This is a genomic window from Amaricoccus macauensis (assembly GCF_049800915.1).
Classification (GTDB): Bacteria; Pseudomonadota; Alphaproteobacteria; order Rhodobacterales; family Rhodobacteraceae; genus Amaricoccus; species Amaricoccus macauensis_A.
This window is the reverse complement of the sequence record NZ_JBNAFY010000008.1, coordinates 78533-104990: the sequence shown is the minus strand read 5'-3', so window position 1 is coordinate 104990 and position 26458 is coordinate 78533. Positions and strand designations below refer to the sequence as shown.

General features: G+C 61.3%; 24 protein-coding genes and 1 pseudogene. 14 read left to right on the top strand and 11 right to left on the bottom strand.

The features are described 5' to 3' along the window. Window positions 1-21: 21 nt before the first annotated feature. Genes ACP15W_RS18305 through ACP15W_RS18290 form a run of 4 tightly spaced genes read right to left on the bottom strand, consistent with a single transcriptional unit; the run spans window position 22 to window position 2911 of the window. Window positions 22-1539: a tripartite tricarboxylate transporter permease gene (locus ACP15W_RS18305; RefSeq protein WP_424934383.1), complete on the bottom strand. Its 1518-nt coding sequence runs from the start codon at window positions 1537-1539 to the stop codon at window positions 22-24. A gap of 3 nt (window positions 1540-1542) precedes the next feature. Continuing rightward, window positions 1543-2019: a tripartite tricarboxylate transporter TctB family protein gene (locus ACP15W_RS18300; RefSeq protein ID WP_424934382.1), complete on the bottom strand. Its 477-nt coding sequence runs from the start codon at window positions 2017-2019 to the stop codon at window positions 1543-1545. Window positions 2020-2021: 2 nt separating this feature from the next. Next, the gene (locus ACP15W_RS18295; RefSeq protein ID WP_424934381.1) at window positions 2022-2384 is read right to left on the bottom strand and encodes a hydroxyisourate hydrolase; all 363 of its coding nucleotides are present in this window, start codon (window positions 2382-2384) and stop codon (window positions 2022-2024) included. Next, window positions 2381-2911 (bottom strand): 2-oxo-4-hydroxy-4-carboxy-5-ureidoimidazoline decarboxylase, encoded by a 531-nt coding sequence (locus ACP15W_RS18290; protein WP_424934380.1) that lies wholly within the window; start codon window positions 2909-2911, stop codon window positions 2381-2383. Before ACP15W_RS18290 ends, ACP15W_RS18295 begins: the two co-directional genes overlap by 4 nt. A 96-nt stretch (window positions 2912-3007) precedes the next feature. Here ACP15W_RS18290 and ACP15W_RS18285 point away from each other — a divergent pair, with 96 nt between their 5' ends. The 3 genes and pseudogenes from ACP15W_RS18285 (at window position 3008) to ACP15W_RS18275 (ending at window position 4907) form a co-directional block, all read left to right on the top strand. Further along, on the top strand, window positions 3008-3940 hold the full coding sequence (locus tag ACP15W_RS18285; protein ID WP_424934378.1) for a LysR family transcriptional regulator: 933 nt from the start codon (window positions 3008-3010) through the stop codon (window positions 3938-3940). 158 nt (window positions 3941-4098) lie between these two features. After that, window positions 4099-4312: pseudogene (locus ACP15W_RS18280) on the top strand (integrase core domain-containing protein); the annotation flags it as partial. 124 nt (window positions 4313-4436) lie between these two features. Then, entirely contained in the window at window positions 4437-4907 is a 471-nt protein-coding gene (locus ACP15W_RS18275) for a phosphoribosyl-AMP cyclohydrolase (RefSeq protein WP_424934377.1), read from the top strand. 287 nt (window positions 4908-5194) lie between these two features. Here the strand turns inward: ACP15W_RS18275 and ACP15W_RS18270 are convergent, their stop codons facing one another. Both ACP15W_RS18270 and ACP15W_RS18265 read right to left on the bottom strand, forming a co-directional pair. Next, on the bottom strand, window positions 5195-5554 hold the full coding sequence (locus ACP15W_RS18270) for a hypothetical protein (RefSeq protein ID WP_424934376.1): 360 nt from the start codon (window positions 5552-5554) through the stop codon (window positions 5195-5197). 472 nt (window positions 5555-6026) lie between these two features. Next, window positions 6027-7709 (bottom strand): hypothetical protein, encoded by a 1683-nt coding sequence (locus tag ACP15W_RS18265; RefSeq protein ID WP_424934375.1) that lies wholly within the window; start codon window positions 7707-7709, stop codon window positions 6027-6029. 605 nt (window positions 7710-8314) lie between these two features. On the opposite strand from ACP15W_RS18265, the gene ACP15W_RS18260 reads away from it, so the two are divergent. From ACP15W_RS18260 to ACP15W_RS18220, 9 genes are all read left to right on the top strand, one after another. Further along, window positions 8315-9232 carry an NAD(P)/FAD-dependent oxidoreductase gene (locus ACP15W_RS18260; RefSeq protein ID WP_424934374.1) on the top strand — a complete coding sequence of 306 codons (918 nt, stop codon included), beginning with the start codon at window positions 8315-8317 and terminating at the stop codon, window positions 9230-9232. Next, window positions 9229-10320: a CobW family GTP-binding protein gene (locus ACP15W_RS18255; RefSeq protein ID WP_424934373.1), complete on the top strand. Its 1092-nt coding sequence runs from the start codon at window positions 9229-9231 to the stop codon at window positions 10318-10320. Before ACP15W_RS18260 ends, ACP15W_RS18255 begins: the two co-directional genes overlap by 4 nt. Then, window positions 10317-11528: a GTP-binding protein gene (locus tag ACP15W_RS18250; RefSeq protein WP_424934372.1), complete on the top strand. Its 1212-nt coding sequence runs from the start codon at window positions 10317-10319 to the stop codon at window positions 11526-11528. Before ACP15W_RS18255 ends, ACP15W_RS18250 begins: the two co-directional genes overlap by 4 nt. After that, window positions 11525-12178, top strand: coding sequence for a DUF1826 domain-containing protein (locus tag ACP15W_RS18245; protein WP_424934371.1), 654 nt, complete (start codon window positions 11525-11527; stop codon window positions 12176-12178). Before ACP15W_RS18250 ends, ACP15W_RS18245 begins: the two co-directional genes overlap by 4 nt. 27 nt (window positions 12179-12205) lie before the next feature. Then, window positions 12206-13369: an S-(hydroxymethyl)glutathione dehydrogenase/class III alcohol dehydrogenase gene (locus ACP15W_RS18240; protein ID WP_424934370.1), complete on the top strand. Its 1164-nt coding sequence runs from the start codon at window positions 12206-12208 to the stop codon at window positions 13367-13369. Between the two features lie 90 nt (window positions 13370-13459). After that, window positions 13460-14671 carry a hypothetical protein gene (locus ACP15W_RS18235; RefSeq protein WP_424934369.1) on the top strand — a complete coding sequence of 404 codons (1212 nt, stop codon included), beginning with the start codon at window positions 13460-13462 and terminating at the stop codon, window positions 14669-14671. 463 nt (window positions 14672-15134) lie between these two features. Next, window positions 15135-15431, top strand: a complete 297-nt coding sequence (locus tag ACP15W_RS18230; RefSeq protein ID WP_424934368.1) for a helix-turn-helix domain-containing protein — start codon at window positions 15135-15137, stop codon at window positions 15429-15431. A 215-nt stretch (window positions 15432-15646) separates the two neighbouring features. Beyond that, window positions 15647-17941 (top strand): hypothetical protein, encoded by a 2295-nt coding sequence (locus ACP15W_RS18225; protein ID WP_424934367.1) that lies wholly within the window; start codon window positions 15647-15649, stop codon window positions 17939-17941. Next, complete coding sequence (locus tag ACP15W_RS18220; RefSeq protein ID WP_424934366.1) at window positions 17934-19406, top strand: hypothetical protein; 1473 nt, start codon at window positions 17934-17936, stop codon at window positions 19404-19406. Before ACP15W_RS18225 ends, ACP15W_RS18220 begins: the two co-directional genes overlap by 8 nt. 84 nt (window positions 19407-19490) lie before the next feature. Here ACP15W_RS18220 and ACP15W_RS18215 read toward each other — a convergent pair whose 3' ends face one another. The 5 genes from ACP15W_RS18215 to ACP15W_RS18195 form a co-directional block, all read right to left on the bottom strand. Beyond that, window positions 19491-20198, bottom strand: coding sequence for an aspartate/glutamate racemase family protein (locus tag ACP15W_RS18215; protein ID WP_424934365.1), 708 nt, complete (start codon window positions 20196-20198; stop codon window positions 19491-19493). Window position 20199: 1 nt separating this feature from the next. Further along, entirely contained in the window at window positions 20200-21501 is a 1302-nt protein-coding gene (locus ACP15W_RS18210) for a TRAP transporter large permease (protein WP_424934364.1), read from the bottom strand. Next, complete coding sequence (locus ACP15W_RS18205; RefSeq protein ID WP_424934363.1) at window positions 21498-22055, bottom strand: TRAP transporter small permease subunit; 558 nt, start codon at window positions 22053-22055, stop codon at window positions 21498-21500. Before ACP15W_RS18205 ends, ACP15W_RS18210 begins: the two co-directional genes overlap by 4 nt. Before the next feature lie 27 nt (window positions 22056-22082). Continuing rightward, window positions 22083-23108: a TRAP transporter substrate-binding protein gene (locus tag ACP15W_RS18200; RefSeq protein ID WP_424934362.1), complete on the bottom strand. Its 1026-nt coding sequence runs from the start codon at window positions 23106-23108 to the stop codon at window positions 22083-22085. A 192-nt stretch (window positions 23109-23300) separates the two neighbouring features. Next, a complete protein-coding gene (locus ACP15W_RS18195) occupies window positions 23301-24134 on the bottom strand; it encodes a MurR/RpiR family transcriptional regulator (protein WP_424934361.1) in 834 nt (277 codons plus the stop codon). A gap of 322 nt (window positions 24135-24456) precedes the next feature. Between ACP15W_RS18195 and ACP15W_RS18190 the strand changes: the two genes are divergently transcribed. Then, window positions 24457-24966 carry an NUDIX hydrolase gene (locus ACP15W_RS18190; protein ID WP_424934360.1) on the top strand — a complete coding sequence of 170 codons (510 nt, stop codon included), beginning with the start codon at window positions 24457-24459 and terminating at the stop codon, window positions 24964-24966. Next, a complete protein-coding gene (locus ACP15W_RS18185) occupies window positions 24966-26447 on the top strand; it encodes an inorganic phosphate transporter (protein WP_424934359.1) in 1482 nt (493 codons plus the stop codon). The genes ACP15W_RS18190 and ACP15W_RS18185 overlap by 1 nt, the downstream gene beginning before the upstream one ends. Window positions 26448-26458 lie beyond the last annotated feature (11 nt).

Genomic DNA, 26458 nt, shown 5'->3' with positions numbered 1-26458 from the left:
GGTATGATTTCAGGTGTCGCGTTATTCGGTGGCGGCGAGGGCGGCGCCGCGGGCCTGCCGGCGCGCGCGGAGCGTGGACCAGATGCCGTAGACGAGGATGCCCGCCGTGATCGCGATGAGCGTTCCGCTGATCGGTCGTTCGATGAAGACCATCGGGTCACCACGGGAGAGCAGAAGCGCGCGGCGAAGCTGCTCTTCCATCATCGGCCCGAGGACGAAGCCGATGAGAAGCGGGGCCGGCTCGAAGCGGAACAGCCGCATCAGGTATCCCGCCACGCCGAAGACCAGGGTCAGCCAGATGTCGAAGACATTGTTGTTGAGGCTGTAGACGCCGATGCAGATCAGCACGATGATCGTGGGATACATGTATTTGTAGGGGATCTGCAGCAGCCGCACCCAGAGGCCGATCAGCGGAATGTTCAGGATGAGCAGCAGGATGTTCCCGATGAGGAAGCTGGCGACAAGACCCCAGAACAGTTCGCTGTGATCGGCGAGAAGCCGCGGCCCAGGCGTGATCCCGTGGATCATCAGCGCGCCGATGACCATGGCCATGCTGGCGCTGCCCGGCACGCCAAGGGTGAGTGTCGGGATGAAGGCGGTCTGTGTCGCGGAGTTGTTGGCCGATTCCGGCACCGCGACGCCTTCGACCGCGCCCTTGCCGAATTTGGCTCGGTTCGGGGATACCTTTTTCTCGACGGCGTAGGCCACGGCCGATGCAACCGTCTGTCCCGTCCCGGGCAGTGCGCCGAAGAACGAGCCGATGCCGCCCCCGCGCAGGATCGGACCAAGGCAGGCGCGCCATTCGGATTTGGTGGGATAGAACCTGGCGTAGTCGATGGACTGGCGGCCCTGACCGGAGCTGTTGGCCCGGATCGAGGCGATAAGCTCACCCACCCCGAATAGACCCATCGCGACGATCACGAGATTCACGCCGTCACGGAGTTCCGGCACGCCCATGGTGAAGCGCAGATCACCGGTGGTGAGATCGACCCCCACAGTCGCCAGCATCAGACCAGCAATGACCATGGCGATGCCCTTCAGCGCGCCGCCATTGCTTACCGCAGATGCTGCGATCAGGCCGAGCAGGATGACGGAGAAGTATTCCGCGGGGCCGAAGGATAGCGCGAGCTGCGCAAGGCCCGGTGACAGGACCGCCATGACAACCATGCCGATGATCCCGCCGCCGAAGGACCCGATCGCTGATATGAAGAGGGCGACACCTGCGCGACCGTTGCGGGCCATCGGGTAGCCGTCGAGGCAGGTGATCGAGGAAGACGGGGTTCCGGGAATATTCATCAGGATCGAAGCAATCGACCCGCCGTATTCTGCGCCGTAATACACCCCGGCGATCATGATGATCGCTGTGCTCGGATCGAGGTAGAAGGAAAGTGGCAGGATCATGGCGATGGCCGCCATGGAACCGATACCCGGCAGTACTCCGATGAAGGTTCCGAGGAAGACACCCACGAAGCAGTAGAGCAGGTTCGCCGGGTGGAGAACGGTCAGCAGTCCGGATGCGAAGCTTGAAAAGATTTCCATGGTTCAGAACCCCCGGAATGCTTTGAACGGCAGGCCGAGCGCCTCGATGAAAAGAACCCAAGACGATGCGGCAAGGATCACCCCAAGAATGGCCTTTCCGGGCAGGTGAAGGCTCCGATCCGGAGCGCTCGCGATAATGGTCGTGAGAAAGACCGCCGGCAGGAGGCCGAAACGTTCGGCCGTGAGCGCAAAGACCATGAGAGCGGCGCCGATGGCCAGAAACGAGATCCAGTCCGGTCGCTCTGCGAGACCGTCGCTCCCGAGATCCTGAACAATGATCCCAGCACTCAGGACAATGAGGATCAGGCCGGTAAAGAACGGGAATGCCCCGGTGCCGGGCCGGAACGGCGTCCCGAGGCCGAGCTTCAGCCCACCGGACATGAAGTAGATGCTGAGGCCCGCCAGTGCCACGCCACCGAGGGCGCCCCACAAGGCATGAGGGCGGCGAACGTCGCTTCGGTCTGCATCTTCCGTGGACAAGATCAAAGCCCTCCTCTGAAAAGCGAATATCCCCAAGCGGTGAATTTGAACGGCAGGTGATAATGTTGGCGTGCATCGGCCACACCGAACTGGAATGAAACCTCGTCGAGGAAGGCCGGTGGTGCATTGTTCATTCCATTCGCAGTGTAGAATGCGCCGACCAGAAATTGTGCGATGTAGCAACCTTCCGTGACCCCCTCCCCCCGGACAGTCGGATGGTCGAAGAGCCCGGTCGGGCCGCATTGTCCTGCCGCCAACAGCTCCTGCATGTCGCCAGAGATGCGAAGGAGCCGCACTTCAAGTCCTTCGGCAGGGCGACCGGAGGCCACGTCCACGGCATGGATGGAAATTCCTCCGGCTGTCATTGCGTTATCTCCTCCGTGGCGGGAAATGCACGCATCACCCGCGCCCGGCTGACGGAGCAGATCTGCTTGCGGTTCTCGTCAATCTCCGCGGTGCGCTCCCGTCCAAGTCGCTCGTGAAACGCAGTCAGCACCGAGGAAATGTTCTCGTGTTCGTGCAGCGCCAGAATGAAAGGGAAACCGAATTTGTCCGAATAGAGGCGGTTGAGCCGCGCGAGATCAATCTTCGCGGCTTCGTTGCTGTTCAGCCCCAGCCGCCCCTGTTCGGTCTGCGAGGCGTCTGTCATCTCAGCAGGATCGGGTGGCGCGAGCTCCGGGTGGCGGCGGAAGAGCGCGACGGCGGAAGGCTCCTCGAGAGAGTTGACGGCATCTGCGATCCGGTCGGCAAGATCCAAGGGGTCAGCGAACGGCCGGCCAGCAGCGACAACGGCAGCGATATCCCGAGACCGCTCGATCAGCGGCAGGATCAGTCGGATTGCCCCCGCATCATCGGCCAAATTGATCGTCTCTATTCCGGAATGATGTGACATGGAGGGAGCCTCTTCGAGCGGTGTCGAGAAAGGCATAGCAACTGATATCATTGCCAACTATGGCAAAATAGGTAACGCTTCATTCTCATTTTGAGAATGATAGGTCTACCCACCATGTCCCTCCATCTTGTGCCGCGACCATTACGCTACGTGAAGGCCGTCGCTGATCACGGCTCCATACAAGCCGCGTCCCGGGCGCTCGGAATTGCGGCGTCGGCAATCGATCGTCACATCCACGCCATGGAGGAAGCGAGCCAGACACAACTCTTCGAAAGGCAACCGCGCGGCATGCGACTAACCGCCGCGGGTGAGGCGTTGATCGTGCTCGCACGCCGCTGGGAAGTGGACGCAGATCGCCTCGATGAGAACCTCGCCTCAATGCGAGGCCAGGAACATGGCACCGTCAGGCTTGCAGCAATGGACAGTCTGGCGAACGGTTTTCTGCCTGAGTTGGTGGAATGGACACGGCTCAATCACCCGCGCATCAACCTGTCGATCGATGTGGTAACACCAACCGAAGCGGCCGACTGTCTGGAAGAAGGCACGGTTGATGTGGTCATTGCCTTCAACCTTCCCAAGCAACGATACCAACACCGGCTCTGGACCGGCGAACTCCCATTCGGTTGTGCGATGTCTGTGGAGCATCCACTTGCATCACGTACCGAACTGGCGCTCTCCGATTTGAACTCCCACTCGACAATCGCCCAAAGCATGGTTCTTCCGATCCGTCAGAAGCTGGACCATTCCCATTCGTGGTTCTTCAATGACAACATTCCGGTTCTTTCCACCAACTCCCTACAGCTTCTCAAGAAAAGCCTTATCCATACGGAGCTCGTTCTCATCACTTCCGAACTGGATATCCTTCCGGAAGTGGAGGCAGGTTTATTGGTCTTCGTGCCACTGCGAGAGCGCAGCCTCCGACCCCAGAATGTCTCGGTAGCCGTGGACACGAGACGCACGCTTCTCAGGGCGGCCAGGGTTGTTTCGGAACATGCGGCCACAGAACTTGGCCGGAAACTGTCTGCCTAAGAACTCCTGGAAAAGTAGAAAACTTCGTGTTTGGACAGAAGGACATGACACAACTACGCCTTGCCCGAGGCTCACCCCTTCCTTTCGAAGCTCCGCCTTTACCCGCAGCGTCACATGCGCTGACACGACCTGCACGACGGGAAGCATCTCGACGTCCACGGCCAGGAAAACCAACCGGCAATGCCTCCATCGAAGCATTCAATAGCCGGGTTTGGCAGGAATGCTCGTTGGTTCTTGTCGATGGCTGATGCCTGCGAGCGCACCAATGAATGGAGGCTCGACTACAACGATAACTGATCGCGCTCAGCGCTCGGAAACTTGACGCCGCGCGCTTTTGCCGCCCAAGTATCATCAGCCCGAAGTGTCGAATGACGCCCGGACCAAAAATGGGGTCAAGTCACTGCCCATCTTGCACTAACTCTAAGAGAGGACCACGTAGCTGGGGCAGACCGAACTCGACGACTTGCCAATCACCACCACAGAGGAAGACAGCCAGTTGATCACGAGAGAAGACATTTCTGCAGCGCTCGCCATTTGGGGAGAGCAGAAGATCGCCATCTCAAAGGCCTTTGAAGATGGTGGCGTCGACGCCGCCCGACAAGCCGCGTCGGCACATCTGGACAGGAATTACGGCTACAATCTTGGGCCAGTGTTGTTCAAACCGACCATGGCAAGCGGTGAGCAAACCTTTCGTCCGACCAAAGACGGTGCGCTGGCCTATTTTGTCGGGCATTCCGACGAATATCCTCTGGATGCGGGCTTCGCAATCAGGGGGTGGCGTGCAATGGAGAGCGTGACTTCGGCCGAGTTCATCGAGGGCGACATTGCCATGTGGATGGGCTGGGTCAGCCTGACCGACAAGGATGGCAACATCACCAAGGTCGACAAGAGTTTTGGCTACAAGAAGGATGAGAGTGGAATTCTGCGTATCGTGCTGCACCACTCGTCCCTTCCGTTTAAACCGTAGCCGATAGAATCAACGGTCTTCTGGCTTCATGAACCGGATAAGCAGTCGGGCAAGATGACACGCCCACAGCAATTCTGGATGATCCTGAGACGACCACCTTCAAAAGAGTGAGAACTCCTTCGCTTTCAGTAGCGCATACGCGCCGAGCGGTGGAATGGCGCCCATCGTGATGCAAGTGGAGGGCATAGCCGGGTTTCACGTTCAGCATCTCGAACCTGGAGAGTTCCGACCTGCCTTTGGCCGGCGCGGTTTCCCGGCCCCATTCGGGGCCGGGCCAGGACGGGAACTCAGGCAGCTCGACGAGATCCATCTTCGCCGAGCGCGGCCACAATGCGTGCTGCATCTATCAGGTCGCGCGTTCTGATCACTGCCTTCCCGAGCTCATCAGCCAGTTGATAGTACATCGGCAATGCGCTCACCGCGTTTGGCAAGACACGCTCGGACGTACGGTCTCGAAGCATGCCGCCCTCGAACAGACCGTCCCTACCCGAGGCAACGACAGCCTGGAACTTCCCGACCGTTGCCCGGAGGCCGCCTTGATTTTCATGGGGCAGATTACTCATCACCTCGTGCAACTTGTCCGCCTTTTCGAAGACCTCCAGAGTGGCCTGCATTGCATGGTCGGTGTTCTTCCCCTTCAGCACCATTCCAAGATCCTTTTTCGATGCGTGTGAATGGAACCGTAGCCTGACGCTTTCGCCGGTGCGGTCGCGGTGTCGTGGATTCGGTCTGGTTCCGCGGGTTGGAGCGGCGGATCACGCAGAACCGCTCGATTGATCGCGTGACAGACACCCATTCGAGATGCGGAAACTGGAATGGGGCGCGTCACGGCCGCCTCCCCCGAGTTGCGGAAGACGAGCTCCATCAGCTCTACATTCGGATCGCTCATCGCGATTTGCCATATAAAGTAACAGCATCATGCGCTGCTAATAAGGATACTGGCTTGATCCGGCACTGCGAAGGAACTGCGGCGAGAAACCTGATCGAATGGTCAACATATCCTTGCGGGCCTCTGGCGTCAGAGCCTCATCCCTTGGCCTGGACGCCAAGCCATCGGGACCGACAGAACCACCTGCATCCGGCTTTCATCTCTAACCCTTGAGGACCCTGACATGGAAATCAGCGGGTTCCGCAAAATGCACAAGCAAAACGACAGTGCTGCGTCGCCGTGCCGCATTTGATCATTGCCGCAGAAATATCTCTCCCATACGTGCCGCCAGTCAGAGCCGACGGGAAACAAACATCATTGCGCCGGCTCGGCAATTGAGCGCAATTGCGGGAAAAAGTTGATCCTATTGCCTCCCCGTCGCTCCGGTCTGGCGGTTGGCGGCGGGTTTTGGGTTTGGGGCTTTGGGTTGGCTTTTGAGCCGAACACGCTGGCGTGCTCGGCTGGGCTACGCCCCCGTATTCCAGAACCGGACCTGTCTCACCGATCGCAGACGGAAGCGATACACCAGCAAGAAGCACTCTTAAACGAGCGAGATGGCGGGACAGGCGCCGCGCCCGCTGCCGCCGATACCAAGTGGCGCGGCTGATACCCTCGGCTTCCCAAGGCCGGTCGCGACTGAGCGAATTCCTGACAAGCCAGTCATGACGCAACATGATGTCCTTGGCGCGTCGACGCTCTATTCGTCGCGTCCTTGCACGGTCCTCCCGCAGGGAACGGGGGATAACCTGGCTCAATCCAAGCGCCTCGGCGAGTTGCCGATCGACATGCAGAAGCTCAGCCAACCTGGCCCCAGAATAGTTGTAGCGCAGATCCTGACCATCCCGCCCTCGCTGTCCCATCCGAGCAGCGTTACCGCGGTTGAGCGTAGTTCCCATCGTCCGCCGAACCTCGGCCTCGGACAGACCCGGAGCCACATCCGCGGCCTTGGAGACGACATGCTCAGCGAGATCCGGCATGTTGCAGATCCAAGTCATGGCGGTTGTCCAGAGGTGAAGCCACTGGATCCGTAGCCCTTGCGGGATCCACCCGCCCCAGTGCAGGCGTAGGGTCTCAAGGTCGTGGATTACTTGGCGAAAGAAACCAGCCCTGGAAAGCCCGCGTAGGCGCGCGGGCTTGGACCCAGGAGCAATTGCCGCTTTCGTGCGACCCTTCCGCAGCTTTCGTCCTTCGAGATCGGCCCGTACAGGTCGTCCGGTTGCACGCCAAATGCAATCTGCAAGGGTATCAAAATCGTAACGATCGCCCATGCCTGCGATCACGCAAACCTGGCGATCTGCGCGCTGATGCCAGGACCCGGGCAAACGCAGGACCCGGGCCGCATCGATGCATTTCGGATCTGCCCCAAGGGGCTGCGCCCAGTCCGTCAGGGCGCGCTCTACAGCGGACCAACGCTCGATTGCCGCCGGCACAATACCCGCGAGAAGCCAGATGCAGTAAAAGCCGCGACCACTGTCGAGAATAAAGGACGGCGGAGGAAGGCTGGCTCGGGAAATTGTCTCCCCGATGCGTTTTGCCGCTTCATGTCGCGGGAGGGCAGCAAGCGCAGGTACGTTGTAGATATCAAAGTCAAGCCAGAGCGCATTGAGACCTGCAAGCCGACGTCCCCCACCACGCAGCCCGTAATATCGGTTCATCGCGATATAGACATCACCCCCGTGATCACAGACCGGCGCAACGATGCCTCCCAAGTCCCGGGGTTTGTAGGTTCTCATGCACATGGCCTCGCCTGCTGAGACGAGCAGGCTGACAGCGCCCCGGCTGTCTACTGGATGCAAGGCCTCGGCGAACCGCTCTGCAGTCCACTGCGGAGGGCTGTCATCAAGTTCAAAATCTGTCGGCGCAAAATCAAACATGACCAGGAACTGGGTCCCGGTGGGCTATCGCCAAAATGCATAGTCAGTCGGGCTACGACGCCCCCTGTCAGCGCCTGTCCCAGGCTCCTTCTGCCGCCTGAGTTTTGGAATCCGTATATGAGACCTCCAATCAACCCGGTCTGCATGGCGAGATGAAGGAGCTGGCGCTTACCGAATAGTGACCTGACGATTTCATCTCGGGTCGCCCACACCACGCAAGGTAAGCGCCGCGATCCGCATGAAACGCGCCTTGAGCCGTGGAATCATTTCAGCTCAGCGATCGCGGGATGGCAATTCAGTCAACACGCCGAAGTCATGGCTCAAATTCCAGCCACGTTAGCGGTGATGCACTTGCTATCCAAAATGTTATAATATAACACTCATCCGTGGTGCTCAGGCTATGACGATCCGCATGAGAATTCGGCGGGTGGATCGGTTCGGTTGGGGGAGAAACAAAGGATAGCGCCCGGGTCGAGTTCTGCACTGAAGAGTGAAGCCCTCAGCGCCGTATCACCAGTTTTCTCAGTGTCTCCGCCTCACATCCTGCGCCGGTACACACAGAGATTACCCCGACTGGAAGGTTTCGGGGGATGAGAGGAATCGCCATGTTCGATGTTGCCGTGATCGGCGGAAGTTTTGCCGGTCTGACCGCAGCCCTTCAACTCGGGCGTGCCAGCCGGTCGGCCGTCGTGATCGATGCGGGTGCGCCGCGCAACCGCACTTCGCCTGCCGCGCATGGGGTGGCGGGATGGGATGGCGTCGCACCCAGTGAGATCCTCGCCCGGTTTCGCGCGGATCTCGAAGCTTATCCGACCATCGGCCTCAAGAGCGGCAAGGCCGTTGCATTGTGCGGTGCTGCGGAGGCATTCACCATTGAGACAGACGGCGGCGACATGATCACCGCAAGGCGCATCATCCTGGCCCATGGCGTGCGCGACGTCTTGCCTGAGATTCCCGGCCTCGCGGAGGCGTGGGGTATACGCGCGCTCCATTGCCCCTACTGCCACGGCTACGAAGTGAAGGGCGAGCGACTGGCCGTGCTTGCAACGCATCCGATGAGCGCTCACCAGGCGCTGATGCTGCGTGCGGACTGGAGCGAACGTGTCACCATCATCGTCAATCGTATGGAGGGCCTCGACCTCGAAGCGCTTCGGGCAGCGGACATTGTCGTGGACACGCGCGCGCTAATAGCGGCGAGAGCAGATGACAGCGGCATATCCTTGAGCCTTGAAGGCGGGATGGACGAGCATTTCGACGCACTTTTCCTCGGGCCGAAGGTCTCGCTCGCTGGCAGCCCCGCGGATCAGCTCGGATGTGCCGTCGCAGAGGGACCTATGGGTCCGTTCGTGCGTGTCGGGCCGATGGCGCAGACGAGCGTGCCCGGGGTCTTTGCGGCCGGTGATGTCGCCCGACCGATGCCCAACATCAACTTTGCACTCGCCGACGGGGCCATGGCAGGCAGCGGCTGCCATGCCTCGCTGCTGTTTCCCGGCTTCGTAATGCCTCTGGAGCTTGCAGCATGAAAGACCCCCGTGTTCCCGTGACGCTGCTGACGGGCTTTCTCGGCGCCGGAAAGACCACGCTGCTGAATGCGGTCCTGGCAGATGCCTCGGCAGGCCGGATCGCCGTCATCGTCAACGAGTTCGGCGAGGCCGGGCTCGACCACGATCTGATCGAGACAGCCGGCGAAGAGATCGTTCTGATGCGCTCAGGCTGCCTATGCTGCTCGGTGCGCGGCGATCTTTCTCGCACCATCTTGAGCCTGCTCCAGCGTCGGGAAGCGGGCGAGGTCTCATTCGAACGGGTGGTGATCGAGACTACCGGGCTCGCCGATCCCGGGCCGATCCTGCAGACGCTGGTGGTCGATCCGTTTCTGGCGCGTTCGACCCGGATGGATGGTGTGGTGACGGTCGCGGATGCAGCCAATGGCCCCGCAACGCTGACTGCGCAGTTCGAGGCCGTCTCTCAGGCAGCGATGGCTGACCTGATCGTCGTGAGCAAGACGGATTTTGTCCCGCCCCTGAAGATACGTGCTTTCGAGGCCCGGCTCCGGACAATCAATCCGAACGCGCGCATAATACATGCCATTCGCGGAAAGGGGGTTGTCGACCATATATGGTCGCTAAGCGGGCTTCGCCGCGGTGTGGCACACGCCGATGCCGTTGCCTGGACCACCGGACCGGCCGCACCCCCCGATCCGCTGGCAAACCTTTCGGGGCTCGTAAAGCCCGCGCCGGTTTCCTCGCAAGTGCCGCTCCATGACACACGTATCGGAAGCGCCTCCATCATTCTCGATGACCCTGTTCCCGAGGAGGTCTTCGATTTCTGGCTCGATACGCTGATTGCACTGCGCGGATCCGACATCCTGCGCGTAAAGGGTATCGTGTTTCTCGAAGACATCGAGACGCCCTTCGTCTTCCACGGCGTACAGCAGATCTTCGAGCCACCCGTGCCGCTCGAGGACTGGCCTCATGACGACACCCGCTCGCGGATCGTGGTCATCGCACGCGACATTTCCCGCCCAGAGCTACAACGCAGCCTCGACCTGCTGCGTGCGCGCCAGCTCCCGGGCGGCGTCGACCCCATTCTGAACGAGGTATCCCGAATATGACAGACACCCGACTTCCCGTAACCGTGCTCTCCGGCTTTCTGGGCGCAGGCAAGACGACGCTGCTCAATCGCGTGCTGAACAATCGTGAGGGGCGCCGCGTCGCGGTTATTGTCAACGACATGTCGGAAGTGAACATCGACGCGGACCTCGTGCGCGCCGACACCGAGCTATCCCGCACCGACGAGACGCTGGTGGAGATGTCGAACGGCTGCATCTGCTGCACATTACGTGACGACTTGCTCGCGGAAGTGCGCCGTCTCGCAGCCGAGGGGCGTTTCGACTACCTCCTCATTGAATCCACCGGAATCTCGGAGCCGCTGCCCGTTGCTGCCACCTTCGAATTCCGAGACACCGAGGGCGAAAGCCTGTCGGATGTGGCCCGCCTCGACACCATGGTGACGGTGGTCGATGCGGTGAACCTGCTCAATGACTATTCAAGCCACGATTTTCTGAGCGATCGCGGCGAAACACTGGGCGAGGAGGACGAGCGCACGCTTGTTCACCTGCTGACTGACCAGATCGAATTCGCGGACGTGGTGATCCTCAACAAGGTCGCGGATGCCGGCTCCGAACGCACCGACGCAGCGCGAAAGATCATCCGCAGTCTCAATGCTGACGCGCGGATCATCGAGGCAAACCATTCCGATGTAGCTGCCGGGGATATTCTCGATACCGGCCTTTTCGATTTCGACAAGGCCCATGAGCATCCGATGTGGGCCAAGGAACTCTATGGGTTTGCAGACCACGTGCCCGAAACCGAGGAATATGGGGTTTCAAGCTTCGTCTATCGTGCGCGGCGCCCATTCGAACCTGAAAAGATCATTGCCGTGCTGAATGGCGAGATGCCGGGCGTGATCCGCGCCAAGGGGCATTTCTGGATTGCGACCCGGCCTGATTGGGTGGCGGAGTTCTCACTCGCGGGCGCGCTTTCCTCGGTGAAACCGCTTGGTACCTGGTGGGCAGCCGTGCCGATGAACCGCTGGCCGGCCCAACAGAGCGCGCGGGACTACCTGGCCGCGCATTGGCAGGAACCGTGGGGAGACCGACGGCAGGAGATCGTCTTCATCGGGGCAGGCATCGATTGGGCCTGGTTGAAGGCACGGCTTGATGCCTGCCTGTTGCCCGAGCACCTCGCGCCCGGCCCCGATGCGCTCCCCGACCTGCCGGACCCGTTCCCGGCCTGGCGTCGGGCAGAGGCGGCGGCATGAACGTCGCGTCCCCTGCCATGAACGATATGGCGTCCTGCTTGAGCATTGCCGATCTTCCCGAAGACCTCATGGCGATCCATCGTCCCGGCTGTGCCGCCGCGATCTGGCGGCGACAGGCGCTGCCAGAGTTCCAGACTTGGATGGATGGACTGGCTCCGGACAGGCTTCCACGAGCACGCGTGATTCTACGGCCCGAAGACGTGCGGGAGGCGGCCCTGCAGATCTGCGAGACGTCCGGGACGCCTGACTGCCCCAACCGGGAGCGACTCGTCGATGACATCGCGGCACTTGCGGACATCTTTGGCAGGGTCATGGGCGCACCGTATCTGCGCCTGCGGCTCGACGTGGTCGTGACGAACGCCTGCCGGAAGTTCCACATAGATGCGGTCACCGCGCGTCTGGTCTGCACCTATCGCGGGACCGGCACCCAATACGGCATCTCGACCGGCGAAGTCGAGCCTCGGCGCGTCTTCACCACACCCACCGGCGCGCCGATCCTGCTGCGCGGCACACGCTGGCCGGACCCAACGGAACACGGCCTGCTCCACCGCTCTCCTCCAATCGAAGGCACCGGAGAGACGCGGCTCATGCTTGTGCTCGACCCGGTCACCGACCCGAAGAGCGAGCCGGAAAAACAACTTGCACACTGACGCTTGCGGACAAGGGGACGGAAAGAAATGAAAACACGCGCAGCCATCGCCTGGGAACCCAACCGGCCGCTGGAGATCGAGGAAATTGATCTTGAAGGCCCCAAGGATGGCGAAGTCCTTGTCCGGATCGTGACCACCAGCCTTTGCCACACCGACGTGTTCACACTGTCGGGCGAGGACCCCGAGGGACTCTTCCCCTGCATTCTCGGCCATGAAGGCTGCGGTATCGTCGAAGAAGTAGGCAAGGGCGTCACATCGGTCGTTCCGGGCGATCACGTGATCCCACTCTACGTCCCCGAAGATCCCAATTGCCCCTACATCAAGTCGGGTAAAACCAACCTCTGCCAGACGATCCGCGCGACCCAAGGGGCCGGGCTGATGCCCGATGGAACCTCCCGCTTCTCCTACAGGGGCAAGCAGATCCTGCACTACATGGGCACCAGCACCTTCAGCGAATACACCGTCCTGCCGGAGATTTCGGTGGCGAAGATCTCCAAGGATGCCCCTCTCTCAAAGGCATCGGTGATGGGCTGCGCGGTTCCGACCGGAATGGGGGCAGTCAGAAACACGGCCAAGGTCGAGGCGGGTGCCACGGTCGCCGTGTTCGGTCTCGGCGCCGTCGGCATGGCCGTGATCCAGGGTGCAGTGATGAGCGGCGCGTCCCGGATCATCGGCGTCGACATCAACACCGCGAAGTTTCCTTTGGCAAAGGCACTTGGCGCCACCGAATGCATCAACCCGAAGGATTATGATGCGCCTATCCAGAATGTTCTGGTCGAAATGACCGATGGCGGACTCGACTATACGTTCGAAGCGGTCGGAAACGTCAACCTCATGCGGGCAGCTCTCGAAGCCTGCCACAAGGGCTGGGGTGAATGCACGGTGATCGGCGTCGCCGGAGCGGGTCAGGAAATTTCCACACGGCCGTTCCAGCTCGTCACTGGCCGGGTCTGGCGCGGAACTGCCTTCGGTGGTGTGAAGGGGCGCAGCGAGTTGCCCGGAATGGTGGACGAGTGGCTGCGCGGCGATTTCAGCGTTGATCCCTACATCACGCACCACATGACCCACAATCAGATCAACACGGCCTTCGACCTTCTGAAGGCGGGCGAGTCCATCCGGTCCGTGGTCCATTTCCGCCCGGGCGAGACCATGACGGTGAACTCCCTGCCAGGGGAAGTCGTACCGGAATAGGGAAAGCGTTCCCCCCTCTGCACGAACACCACCGGTTGCCGTCTCGCGGCAATCGGCCACACGCATGAATGACAAGAAAAGGTATTGGGAATGACACAATCAAGACTTGCTTCCACAACTCTGCTGGTATCGGCTCTCGCGCTCACACTTCCCGCCTGGGCCGATGAGGACGCCACGGCCTGGCGGCTGTTCGTGGCGGATCATACCGATCCCGTCGTCACAGCAATCGAACTCGACGCGCCCGATACGCGCTGGAACTTTGAGGTCGCGGGCCCGGCAAAGCTCTACTCGACGGCCGATGAAGCCCTCGTGGTCGCGGTGCAGTCCGACAACGAACAGGTCGACTTTCTGAAGAGCGGCATCTCGCTCGAAAGCCACGGCGACCATTCAGACATTCACGTGTCCGAGCCCGAGGCCATTGGATCGATCAATGGCCCTCGCCCGTTTCATGTCGTCAATCACGATGGCAATGTTTCGATCAACTTCGATCGGGGCGGATACGCTTCCGTTCTGGGCGCCAGCGCGATCCTCGATGGCGAAATCTCCGAGGCGCAGTTCCCGATGAACACCGCGCATCACGGCTTTGTCGCGACGGTGGGTGACTATTTCGTCAGTTCCGTCGCCTCGGAAGAGCCGGTTGCCGATGACGAACTGCCTCCTCGGGTCGGTATTGGCGCGTTTTCGGCAGACGGAGCGTCACTTGGGGAAATCCATGAGTGCACCGACCTCCATGGAGAGGCTTTTTCAGGCAACTTCCTGCTGGCCGGATGCGCAGAGGGCGTGATCGCGCATGACACGACGGGCGGCTACGACGCTTTCACCATGCTCCCTTATCCTGACGATTTTCCCGAGGACGGCACCGGGACCCTGCTGGGCTCGACCTCCATGCAGGTCTTTCTCGGCAACTATGGCAAGGACTCTGTCGTCGTCATCGATCCAACAACCGAGCCTTACTTCACGCGGGTCGAACTGCCGTTTCGACGTGTCGATTTCATCCTCGATCCCGCCAAGCCGCAATTTGCCTATATCTTCACCGAGGACGGTTCACTGCATCGGCTGAACGTGCTTTCCGCCGAAATCGAGCAGAGCGCGCAGATCACCGAACCCTACTCCATGGACGGCCACTGGCGCGACCCACGGCCCCGGATGGCGGTTGCCGATGATCAGCTGATCCTCACCGATCCGATGCAGGCGAACCTTCGGATCATCGATCTCGAAGGCCTCACAGAAACAGACACGATCGCTCTTGAAGGCCTGCCCTACAATGTCATCGCCGTCGGCGGCAGTGGCCTGAGGCACTAACGGGTTCCTCGGCGCTCGCGCTCCATATCCTGAGCGTGAGCAAAGCACAGTCGAGCCAGGGCAATGCTGCCAACCAGGCGACATCGTGGTGATCACGGGCTCCAACTCGGATCACTGGAACAGCCTTGGCTCGTCCAGACACGCGGTGTCTCCTCACGCTTTTATGCACCGAGGAGAGCATCCTTCAGCCTCCGGATCCCTTCCGGTTCTCAGGTTGCCAGCGGCGGGCTTCCATACATCCCTTGCAGACAAATCCCGCGCAGCGACACGACCAAATACCGTGTCACCATTCTTGGCTGAATTTTGGGGTAGGAACGGCTTTCTCTCTCAGAGTAGCCGGTAACTATCGGCGCGAGTCCCGCCCTGTCAGCGCCTGTCCAGTTTCATCCTGCCGCCTGAGTTTTGGAACGCCCCAATCGGGGCGTAGGTCCTCTCGAGACCAATCAATCGAGCAGGACCCATCATGATCACACCACCAGACGAAACTTACTCCACGGCAGAGGCTGCCGACATTATCGGCATTTCCGAGCGCCAGTGCTCACGCCATCTCGACGCCGGGCGGATTCAGGCGCTGCGACCCAATGGCCGCTGGCGTGTCACCGCGCTCGCGCTCTGGCGATACCACGGCATTGAACATGAGATGATGAAGCTCTGGCGCGACTACTGCCGCGAGGCCGAGAACCAGGCGCTGGCCGGCCTCGCCGCCCCGGAAGGATCGGATCAGTCGACCCATAGAGCTTCCCAGGATTCAACGAATTAGACCCTCGGGGGACGTGAGGAGGGCTCCACGGCGTCGGCATGAAGACCCTCAAATGTCCCCGAATGTCCGCAGATGTCGCCCCAAGTCGGGCGATGTCCACCAAGGTCGCCGGAGGGCCGCCCCCGACAGAAGATTCCGGGTCCCGATCCCAGTGCCTTTTCAGATGACGTCACCGGGTTCGGGACCCGGAACATAGAGAAAGAAAGAGATCATAGATGAAACATGAACACGATTTCACCCCAAGCGGAATTTCGGCTGAAATCTCTGGGGATACCGCTGATCTGATAGCTTGCGTCAGGTTGACGCCCATGCGGGCGAACACACGTAGCGCAACCATCGATTCCATCCGCAAGATCCGCGATGCCCTGACAGGTGGCCCAGACGGCCCGATTGCAGACCTTGTGGACGCTCTCGCAACGGATAACCCGACTCTCAGAGCTTCGATCGACAGGCGTTGGACACAAGTCCGCTCGGACCTCCGGCGCGCTTTCCGCGCTTGGGAGAATATCCCCAGGCGCACTCTTGCGATGCGGCTCCGCACCAATCTGCCAAACCTGGAAGATGCCAAGCAGGCGATCCGGCTGCACGCTTCCGAGGACGTGGCAAAACGCTGCGAAGATGCCATCAACCAACTCGCGGCCTCGCAGGAAACGACGGCGGAACAGCTGACTGCGACAGTTCATGTGATCGAACCGCTGCTTCGGGTCGCGACACCAGAGTCGTTTGCGGTGCAGACGCCAAAGAGCCTTCGAAACAAACGGGTTCTGATCCGCCGCGCAGTCAAACTGGTTGATCCGACAACGGTCTCCGGGCGCGAGGCCGACCTCGCGAGCCTGCCACCGGTCTGGCTTTCTTGGCTCGACCGGCTCGAAGCGGCGCTGCCTGAGCATGCGCTCAGCAGCCTCGCCATTCTGCGGCGTCTTGCAGTTACCGCCAATCGCGCCGGCTTCGATCCTTCCAGTCTCCCAGGCGGCCTCGTCGCGGAATTCGCCGATCGGGAACAAGCAACCCATTCCAAAAATTACGTGGAGAAGCTACGCGCGGCGTTCCGGTGTTGGAACAGCCTTGCCGAACAGGAAACGGGCATCGTCCTGCTCGACCTGCCGGCCACGAAATCCCATCGTCAGCCCGACATTGCCTGGAATTCTGTGCCGGAGGCCATCCGCACGCCTGTCGACGAGGTGCTGACGCGCGCGGTCTCGGTTCGTGACCCGGGCGACTGGGGCGACCTGGTTGGCGATGCCGATGAGGATGATGCCGAGCTCGGCATGACCGACATCCTCGTCGGGGTCGGCGAGGATGCCGCCAGGGACGTCAGTGCGCCTGTTCTCGAGCTCGGGACCCGTCGCAACTGGCGCGACGCGGTCAAGCGTGCCTGGGCGGCGGCCGTAGCCGATCCCAAGGTCGCGCCGAAACCCATGGCGCTCATCGACCTCTACTGTCCCGACGTCGTGATGGCCTTGGTTCGGGGCGTCAAAACCACGCGCCGCGATAGTCACGAGGCACGGGGCCTGGCTTTCGATCCCCGCGAAAAGGCTCGCTATGAACACAGCCTCGTCGAGGCGCTCTGTGCCGTCGGCCGCGCAACCGGGATCGATCCGGAAATTCTTGAGCCGGTCGAGCGGATCAAGAAGAACATCGACCCGCACATCGTCGGCTGGACACGCAATACGGACGGCGGGCGCAAGGCCGTCTACGCCGATCGCCAGATCGGCAAGCGCCACGCCACCATGCTCCGGCAATTCAACGAGAACTCTGCCCTACGCAGATGGTTCGAGGCGCCGGACACATTGTGGAACGAAGCCACACGACCAATCAGGACAGGTGCCACGATCCGCATGACCCATGTCGCCCTCGCGCGCTCCGCGCTGGTAGCCAGGATTGGCCAGTGCGTGGCTCCGCTCCGGCGGAGCAACTACGCCCGGTTGCGGTATCGCGGGGACGACCCGCATCTGCACCTGCCCACCAATGATGGTCCAGGCTGGCTCATCATTCCAGCAATCGAGACAAAGACACTCAAGCAGATCAAGGTCCGGATCGACCCCGAAACCGTGCGGATGATCAAGTTCTATATCAAGAAGTTCCTGCCCGTCGCTCAGAAACATGCCAAGGCGAGTGACGACAATCCGCACCTGTTTCCGGGAGCGGGTGGCAAGGACCCGGGAGACGGTGGCTACGCGCCCGGGTCCGGTTTCATCACAAAGGGCAAACTCAACAACACGTTCAGAAAGCATGTCCAGAAATACTGCGGCCTGAAGATGTGTCTCCACGTTATGCGCCACATTTGCGGCAAGGTGATCCTCGATCAGGATCCCTCTGCGATGGCCCTCGTTCAGGCCCTGCTCACTCACAAGACGATCAAGACGACCCAGTCCTACTATGCCGAAGTCTGCGGGATCGTGGCCCAGAACCGCTACCTGCATCTGCTCCATCAAGGCATGCGCAAGGTCTACGCGAAGCACAGCTACAAGCTCATCCCTTGGGAAAAGGAGGCCGGACGGCATGGGTAAGCATCGCATCAGCCTGCCACCGGCCGAATGGCCGGTGGAGATCCGCGACCGCTTCGAGGCCCACGCGGATCGTCTGAGCATCCACCAGAACCGCCGCCTGTCCCGCTGCCTTGGCCGCTGGCTCAAGGCCGCGCGGGATGAAGGCGTGCCACCAGACAACGTTACGGTGGATCTGTGGCATGCCCGCACATCAGGTCTTAGCAAGGATGCGCGAAATTCGGTGCGCCAGGCAGTTGTGTTGGTCTACCCGGAAGCCCGAGCAATCCTGTTCGCGCGAAAGGCGCCCAAGGTGCGCAGCAAACGTGAGAAACTCACTTCCCTGATCGACCGCAACCTCGCCCGTTGGCCGGAAGACTGGCGCAAGGCTGCCGAACCACTGCTCCATATCGATCCCGACGAACTCAACGACGGCATCCTGATTCAGGTCTGGTCGCATAAGACCATCAAGGGACGGCTCGAGTATCTCTCGACGCATTTTGCGTTCTGCCGAGACAACGGGCTGAGCCCCGATGTCACACCCCGGACCGTTCGCGCCAACCTTCAGCATCGCCAGCTCCGATGCGCCTCCGGCGAACTGCGAATTGGGGGCACGCACGTCTATCTCTGCCAGTTGAGCGGGATGGCATCCGCGATCCGGCCAAACCGGAACTGGGAATGGCTGCGGAAAACACGGGACCGGATGAAAAAGATCGCCAAGCACCACCCCTCCCGCAACGATGGCCGCGTCATCGAGATCACGGAGTTACGCAACGCGGCCCTCAAGGAACTGGCTGCAGCAAGCAAGCAACAGACTCAGGCGATCAACCATCGGCAGCGTGTCGCGGCCCATACGCAAGCGCGCACAGCCCTCGCCATGTTTCTTTTGTCAGAGGCGCCAGTGCGCATCGAGAGCGCCGCGGGCATCGCAACTGATCGGCACCTCTCGGAAGATGGGCGAACCGTGACCTTGCAGGCGCATGAAACCAAGGAGCGCGCAATGGACACCCGTCAACTCTCGGACGAGGCCGTGGCGGCGATCAAGCACTTCGTGACCCTTCACCGGGCCGTGGTCGCGCCCCGTGACGAGACGCGACTCTTCCTCGCTGACGATGGCGCCCCCCTGAGCGCGGCCCACCTGTCGCGCACCATCGGAGATCTTTGCCAAACGATGCTCGGCAAGCGCACGACGGCGCATGTGATCCGCAACTCGGTCGCAAGTTTCATCCTGAGCGAGGCCCCGGAGGAGGTGGGGTTGGCGAGCGTGATCCTGCACCATTCCGACCCGGAAACCACAGATGCATATAACGGGACGGCAGATCAGGTTATCGCCGGGAACAAACTCCGGGAAACCCGCTCGGCCAGTGCGAAGTCTGCCGGAGTAACGAAGAAGATCCAGCGGAAAACGCATTCCGGGCGGAAGACAAGGTCCCTTCGCGCAGAGCTGGCTCAGCGCCGAAGCAGATCAGGACGACACTCATCGGTGTGACGGGACACGGTATCGTCAAGCCCCTGCCCTTCCTGGGCTCGGCCAGGACCGTTCACCCCACCCCCAGGCCTTATACTGCATGTGTCACGCATCCTCGTGGTGCTTGGCCCCGATCCGTGCGGCGAGATCGGCCATGGCAATGGCTGCGTCGATGCTGTCGATCACCGGAAGCCCGTGCCGGCGACGAAGCTCGGGCGCGCGCCCGGCAAGGCCGCCCGAGCCGAGTATGATTGCCCCTGCCCCATCGACGGCCTGCGCTGCCCGGATTTCAGCATCAATCCGCGATCCGATCTCCTGGCCTGCACCGGTGGCTTCTGCGACCCCGATCCCGGTGGCGCGGACCGTACACCGATCCTCCACCCCGAGCGATTTCACGAGCGAAAGGATCCCTGGCACCATCGTTTCGACGGTGGTGATGATCGTGAATCGTAGGGCATGGAGGCGCGCCAATGAAATCGCAGCTTCAGCAGCGCAGACTATGGGCGCGCCCAGGAAACTGCGACCTGCGGCAATCGCGATATCATCGAAACAGGCCATGACATAGGCATCATATCCCGGGCTTCGCGCGAGAAGATCAATCGCGAGTGGCTCGGCCTTCTTCCGATCCTCCGGTGTTTCGATGGAGCGCGGGCTTCCTTCCGGGTTCAGCGCGACGATATGCGTCGTTGGCCGTGCAGCTTCGCGCCCGACGCGCTCGACAAGGGCAGTGACCTCGCGGTTGCCATTGGGGTTGATCGCAAGCAGCCGGATATCGGCTGCCTTGGTTGTCGTGGGTCGTGTCATGGCAGTCATGTCAGCGCCCCGCCGCGAGATCCGGAAGGAAAAGTGCGATCTCTGGCAGGAGGACAAGCAACCCCGCGAATGCGATCATGAGCAGCACGAAGGGCAGCGCGCCCTGGACCACATCGTTGAAGCTGCCACCGCCCTTTCGAACGCCTTGGACGACGAAGAGGTTCATTCCGACGGGTGGCGTGATCAGGCCGATCTCGCACATCACGACCACGAAAACGCCGAACCAGACCGGGTCCACACCAAGGGCTGTGACCATCGGCACGGCAATCGGAACCGTCAGCACCAGCATCGACATTGCGTCCATGAACATGCCGAGGATGACATAGAAGAGGACGAGGAAGAGCAGGAGCGTGGTCTGGCTCAGGCCGAGTTCGGTGACCCAGCGCGTCACGGCCTGCGTGGCGCCAGTCATCGACAGCGTGACATTGAGCAGCAATGCACAAACGATCACGAGGATGACCATGCCCGTGGTCCTCGCCGACTGGATGAAGCAGTTCTCCACCAGGTTCCAGTCGAGCCGGCCCCCTCTCCAGACGAAGAAGAAGGCGGCAATCACACCGAGGGCGGCGCTTTCCGTCGGGGTCGCAATACCGCCGTAGATCGAGCCCATGACCACACCGAAAATCACGCCGGGCGGCACGAGATGGCGCAGCAGGCGCCGCCGTTCCGCCGCCGGGATGCGTGGCGTTTCGCTGCTGCGCCCCGCATTCGGATAGGCCAGCATGACATAGGCCGAAAAGAGCAGCGTCAGGGCGATCCCCGGAAGCACGCCTGCGATGAAGAGTTGCCCGACCGAGACATTGGCAAGCGAACCATAGACCAGCAGGTTGACCGATGGCGGAATGAGAATGCCCAGCGTACCGCCAGCTGCGAGCGTTCCCAGCGCGGGCCGCGCGGGATATCCCCGCTCCTCGAGCGCCGGAAGCGCGATCGTGCCTACGGTGGCGGCCGTCGCCACCGATGAACCGGAGGTCGCCGAGAAAAGCGCACAGGTGCCGATATTGGTATGCAGAAGCCCTCCAGGCAGCCGTCCCAGCCAAACGGCGAGCGCATCGAACATCCGGTCTGCAATGCCGCCCCGCAGCAGCAACTCACCCAGAAGCATGAAGAGCGGGATGGCTGTCATGACGGGATTGTTGAGCGTGCCCCAGACAACCCCGCCCATGGTCTCGACGAGGGGCATTCCGTAGGCGAGATAACCACCGATCCCGCCGACCGCGATGATCGAAACCGCCACGGGCAGGGACAGGAACATCATCAGAAGCATGCAGAGAAACCCTGCGGCAATGACGGAAATGCTCATGCCCGTGCCTCCAGATCCGAAAGCTCGGCCTTCAGTTCATCCTCGACCGTTTCGGGCCCGAACTCCCGAACAAGAGCATCCGTGTCGCGCCGGAACGCCAGCCAGAGCGCACGGCCCGCAAGACAAACCGCGGCGATCGTAAAGAGAGCCATCCCGACAAGCCAGGCCGATTGCGGCCAGATCAACGGCGTCATCCACGGCGTCTGGGCAACGGAGCCGAAAAGCCGGGTTTCAGTTACGGTGCGGATGGTGAAGACAAGCAGGTAGATGGCCAGGGCCGCCAGAGCCAGCGCCGAGATGAGGTTCATCGCGGCCTTGAGGCCTCGCGGCATCTGCATGTGCAGGAGGTTGATCCGAATATGGCTCTGTTCGACAGCCGTCACCACGAAGCAGAGCGGCGCACCAATGGCGATCGCGTAGCCGGAAAGCTCGTCCACGCCCGCAAGGGAATGTCCGAAAAACTTGCGCAGGATGGTCTCAACCGCGATGACGACGCAGAGCGCCGTCATCATCAGGCCGAAGACGATCGCGCATAGTCGCGAGTAGGTCTTCATGGGAGGTGTCTCCTGTCGGGCGTGGTATCAGAGGCCGAGTTCGGCGCCGACGCTCGACATCCAGTCGGCTTCACAGCTCGCATTCACCGCGTTGCACTGGGACGTCCATGCGGGCAGCGAGGATTCAACCAGCGCATTCGCGACCGCGGCCTGATCGGCTTCGGAGACGTCCAGCATCTCGAGATCGTAGGATGTGCCGTGCACACAAGGCTCCTGCCCCGTGTTGCAGTTCATCGCATCGGTATAGAGCTCCTCGGAATAGGCCCAGATATCGCCAACCAGCATGTCCATGGCACTCTGGAGCTTGTCCTGCTGTTCGGCGTCGAGCTCGTTCCAGCTGTCGAGATTGATGGCGTAGCCGTTCATCGCCAGCTGAAGTGCGATGGGCAGGACGGAGGTCGTGACTTCAGGCCACCCGGCCGAGTTCGCCGAAGCCGGCCCGGTGATGGCGCAGTCGACAACGCCGCGGGCGAGCGATTGCTGCACCTCGCCGAAGGGAAGCGGGACGCCGGTGGCTCCGAACTGCCCGACGAAGGCCGCGGCGGACTGGTCGCCCACGCGCACCTTGAGACCTTCGAGATCGCTCAGGCCCGAGATTTCAGGCTTGCAGAAGAGAACCTGCGGCCCCGCCGGCCAGACACCGAGAAGCTTCGCGTTGAACCGCTCCTGAACCGCGGAGTCCACCGTGGGCAGGAAGGCCGCGACATGGGCCTTTCCGGCTTCGTAGTCGGGATTGAGACCCACGAGATCGAGGCCGAGCATCGTCGGTTCGTCCCGGCTGACCTGCGGGCCACGAACCGAAACGATATCGAACAGCCCTGAACGCAGAACACGCATCCCATCGGTATCGGGAATACCGGCCATGTCGATCGGAAGGTATTCGACACTGGCATCGAGCCCCGACTTGCTGGCGAAATCCTCGAAGAAGGGCTGTTCCATCTGTTGCTGGATCAGGCCCGAACCGACGGGCTGACCAAGTACCCGCAAGGATACAGTTTCAGCGGTGGCAGTGTGCGCAAAGACGAGGGCGGCAGAGGCAAGCAGAAAACGCATGGAAGAGATTTCCTTTCTGGACACTGTGAGAGACCGGGCGCTCGGTTGATCGACGATGTCCAAGTATGAAAATCATTTTTCACGAACAGCAAACAGAAATCTGGTCATGAAACTGAATTTTCTCATCCACGGCCGAAGACCGCTCGAAAAGTAATCAGATTTTCATGCAGAATGCTCACGCAGTATGCGCAGTCAGAGCTCCCCCACCGCGTCATTGCAGCTTTCAATGTGCTGCAGACGGGTTCGCCCTTCCGCTCCGGCCAGTTCGATGGCCCGATTCGTGATGAGGTTCAGCAGCGCCATGACACTCGTATGGCTGAAGAGCGGCCCGGCGGATTCCGTGTGGCACCGGAAATGCCAAGCTGCGTCCTGCTCCGGCGGCACACTCTCATCCGTGATGTATGAGAATGCCGCACCGCTGCGGATCACGCTACTCCGGATCTGGTCGTTCTTCACGATCCTCCGCCGCAGCCCGAAGAGGATGACGAGGTCATCGGGCCCGATGCTGGCAAGATACTCGCCCATCGTCTGTCCGGCCGCCGGCACGGCAGAAATGCGGTCCGTGACCTGAAGTAATTGCCATTGCAGGTAATTCGCCAGCGGATTTCCTGCACGAAACCCTATAACCCAGACCTTCCGCGCCGAAAGGATCGCTTTCGCAAGATCGTCGATATCACCCCGGTCGATCGCGGCGAGCGTTTTCCGGATATTCTCGATATCGGTATTTGCGTAGCTTTCCGGCTCGTTCGGGGCATCCCTGCCCGCCTGACCGAGATAGAGGCGCGAGCCGCTTTGCTTCTCGATCCGGGCGTGGCGCCGCGCTTCTTCATATGAGGAATAGCCGAGCCTGCGGATGAACCGGGAAACCGTCGCATTCGACACCCCGGCGAGACCCGCCAGTTCGGAGGCGGAGTAGCTCGCAAGCTCGCCAGGGAAATCGCAGACCAGTTCGCCAAGCTTGCGCTCTGCCGGATGCAGATCGGGCAACAGTTTGCGCACGCGGGACAGGAAAGAAGCTTCAGCCATGGAGCACTCGAATGAAAACGCATTTTCATGGTTATTGCATTCTGGCAGGCCTTTCCAGCAATTCCCGAGCAGGGGCGACATCCCCTGGTATCTCAACAGCAAGAAGGTCGACGGATCCCAACTCGCCCGCGTCGCCACACTTCAGATGATCGGAGCACCGACAACCGACGCACGGCCTCGGCCCTGCCCCTTTGGCATGACCGGGGAAAACGCGCGCATGTCGTGAAGAATTAGGAAGCAAGCAAACAGTCCGCCGTATGGTCGATACGCGTTGAGACTGTGATCACGCTCTGTTATGCGCTCCAAAACCTCAAGAAAACCGATGCTTCGCACTCTCTGGACAGATTACATAGTACCAATCCTCCGTCGTCCCCCGCACTTCCAGGTCGCGGCACTCTGCTACCGTTGCCGCGGGCAGAGTATCGAAATTCTGCTCGTCACCTCTCTTGAAACGCGGCAATGGCTTCTGCCGAAGGGCTGGCCGAAATCCGGCCTCGATGCCGGAGGCACGGCCCTCGAGGAGGCCTGGGAAGAGGCAGGCATCAAGCCATGCGGCCCCAAACCGCGCCCCATTGGCGAATACCGGTATGAAAAGCGCATGGGTGGTGGCGTTCCCGCGCCAACGAACGTGAAGGTGTATGCAATCGAGATCGAGAAGCTTCTCGACAGCTACCCCGAGGCAGGGCGGCGCGAGCGTCGTTGGCTCTCGCCCGCAGAAGCGGCATCGCTCGCAACCGAGCCCGGCTTGAAACATTTCCTCGAAACCGTCGAGCCCGCGCTTCGACGTCTCGTGCAAGGCTCGGGCCGCACTGAAGAGAGCGACAACCTCTGATGAGCGACCAGGACGGCGCAAACGACTGGAAGACGCTTGACCGCGATCTGGGCCGGCTCTCCCGGCTCGAGGCTGCCACGATGTATGCTGCGCGGCCACTCATTGGCGTCGGCCTGTCGCTGTTCTTCGTCGGAGTTGCGGCATTGGCCGCGGGATTGATCGTGGGCGGGGCACCCGGTGGGCTGTTCGTGATCATCGCCGCAGCCTTCGGCGCCTACATGGCGCTCAACATCGGCGCCAACGACGTGGCCAACAACATGGGGCCAGCGGTCGGAGCAAAGGCACTCTCGATGGCAGGCGCCATCGCGATCGCCGCAGTCAGCGAAAGTCTGGGCGCCCTGCTCGCCGGGGGTGATGTGGTCAATACGATCTCCAAGGGTATCGTCGCACCCGAAAGCCTGGCTGACGGCCAGGTCTTCGTGACGGCAATGATGGCCGCACTCCTGTCGGCAGCCCTCTGGGTGAACATAGCCACCTTCATCGGCGCACCTGTCTCGACCACGCATTCCGTCGTGGGAGGCGTCATGGGCGCGGGCATTGCAGCCGCGGGGCTCGGCGCCGTGAACTGGTCAACCATGGGCGCCATTGCAGCAAGCTGGATCATTTCCCCGCTCTTGGGCGGCGTGATCGCTGCGGCCTTTCTCGCCTTCATCAAGTGGAAGGTGATCTATGTCGAGGACAAGATCGCCGCGGCGCGCGTCTGGGTGCCGGCGCTGATCGGGCTGATGGCAGCAGCCTTCGGAACATACCTGGCGATCAAGGGCCTCAGCCATGTCGCAACAATAGGCCTCGGAAAGGCGCTGATCTTTGGCATTTCCGTCGGATTGATCTGCGGCGCAATCGCAATTCCGCTGGTCCTCAGGCAGGCGGAAGGGATGGAAAACCGCAACCGCTCCCTGAAGATCCTCTTCCGCTTCCCACTGGTTTTCTCGGCCGCCCTTCTCTCCTTCGCTCACGGAGCCAACGACGTGGCGAACGCCGTCGGCCCCCTGGCGGGCATCATCCACGCACAGCAGACCGGCGGGGCGGCAACGGAGGTTGCCATACCCATCTGGGTGATGCTGATCGGAGCGGCGGGCATATCGGTCGGCCTGGTGCTCTTCGGGCCAAAACTCATCGATATGGTCGGCAACCAGATCACCAAGCTCAATCCGATGCGGGCCTATTGCGTGGCACTGTCGGCCGCCGTGACCGTCATCACGGCGTCCTGGCTGGGCCTGCCCGTCAGTTCCACACATATCGCCGTTGGCGGGGTATTCGGGGTCGGTTTCTTCCGCGAATGGCACGCCGGACGCCGGAGCCGCATCATCAACGAGAACCGTCCACCGGCGCAGAGGCTCCCGGTGGAGGAACGGCGACGCCGCAAACTCGTGCGACGCTCCCACTTCCTGACGATCGCCGCGGCCTGGATCGTGACGGTGCCCGCCGCTGCATTGCTGTCCGCCGCCTGCTACGTCCTGCTCTCGCAGTTTCTTGTCTGACACCCGAGAAC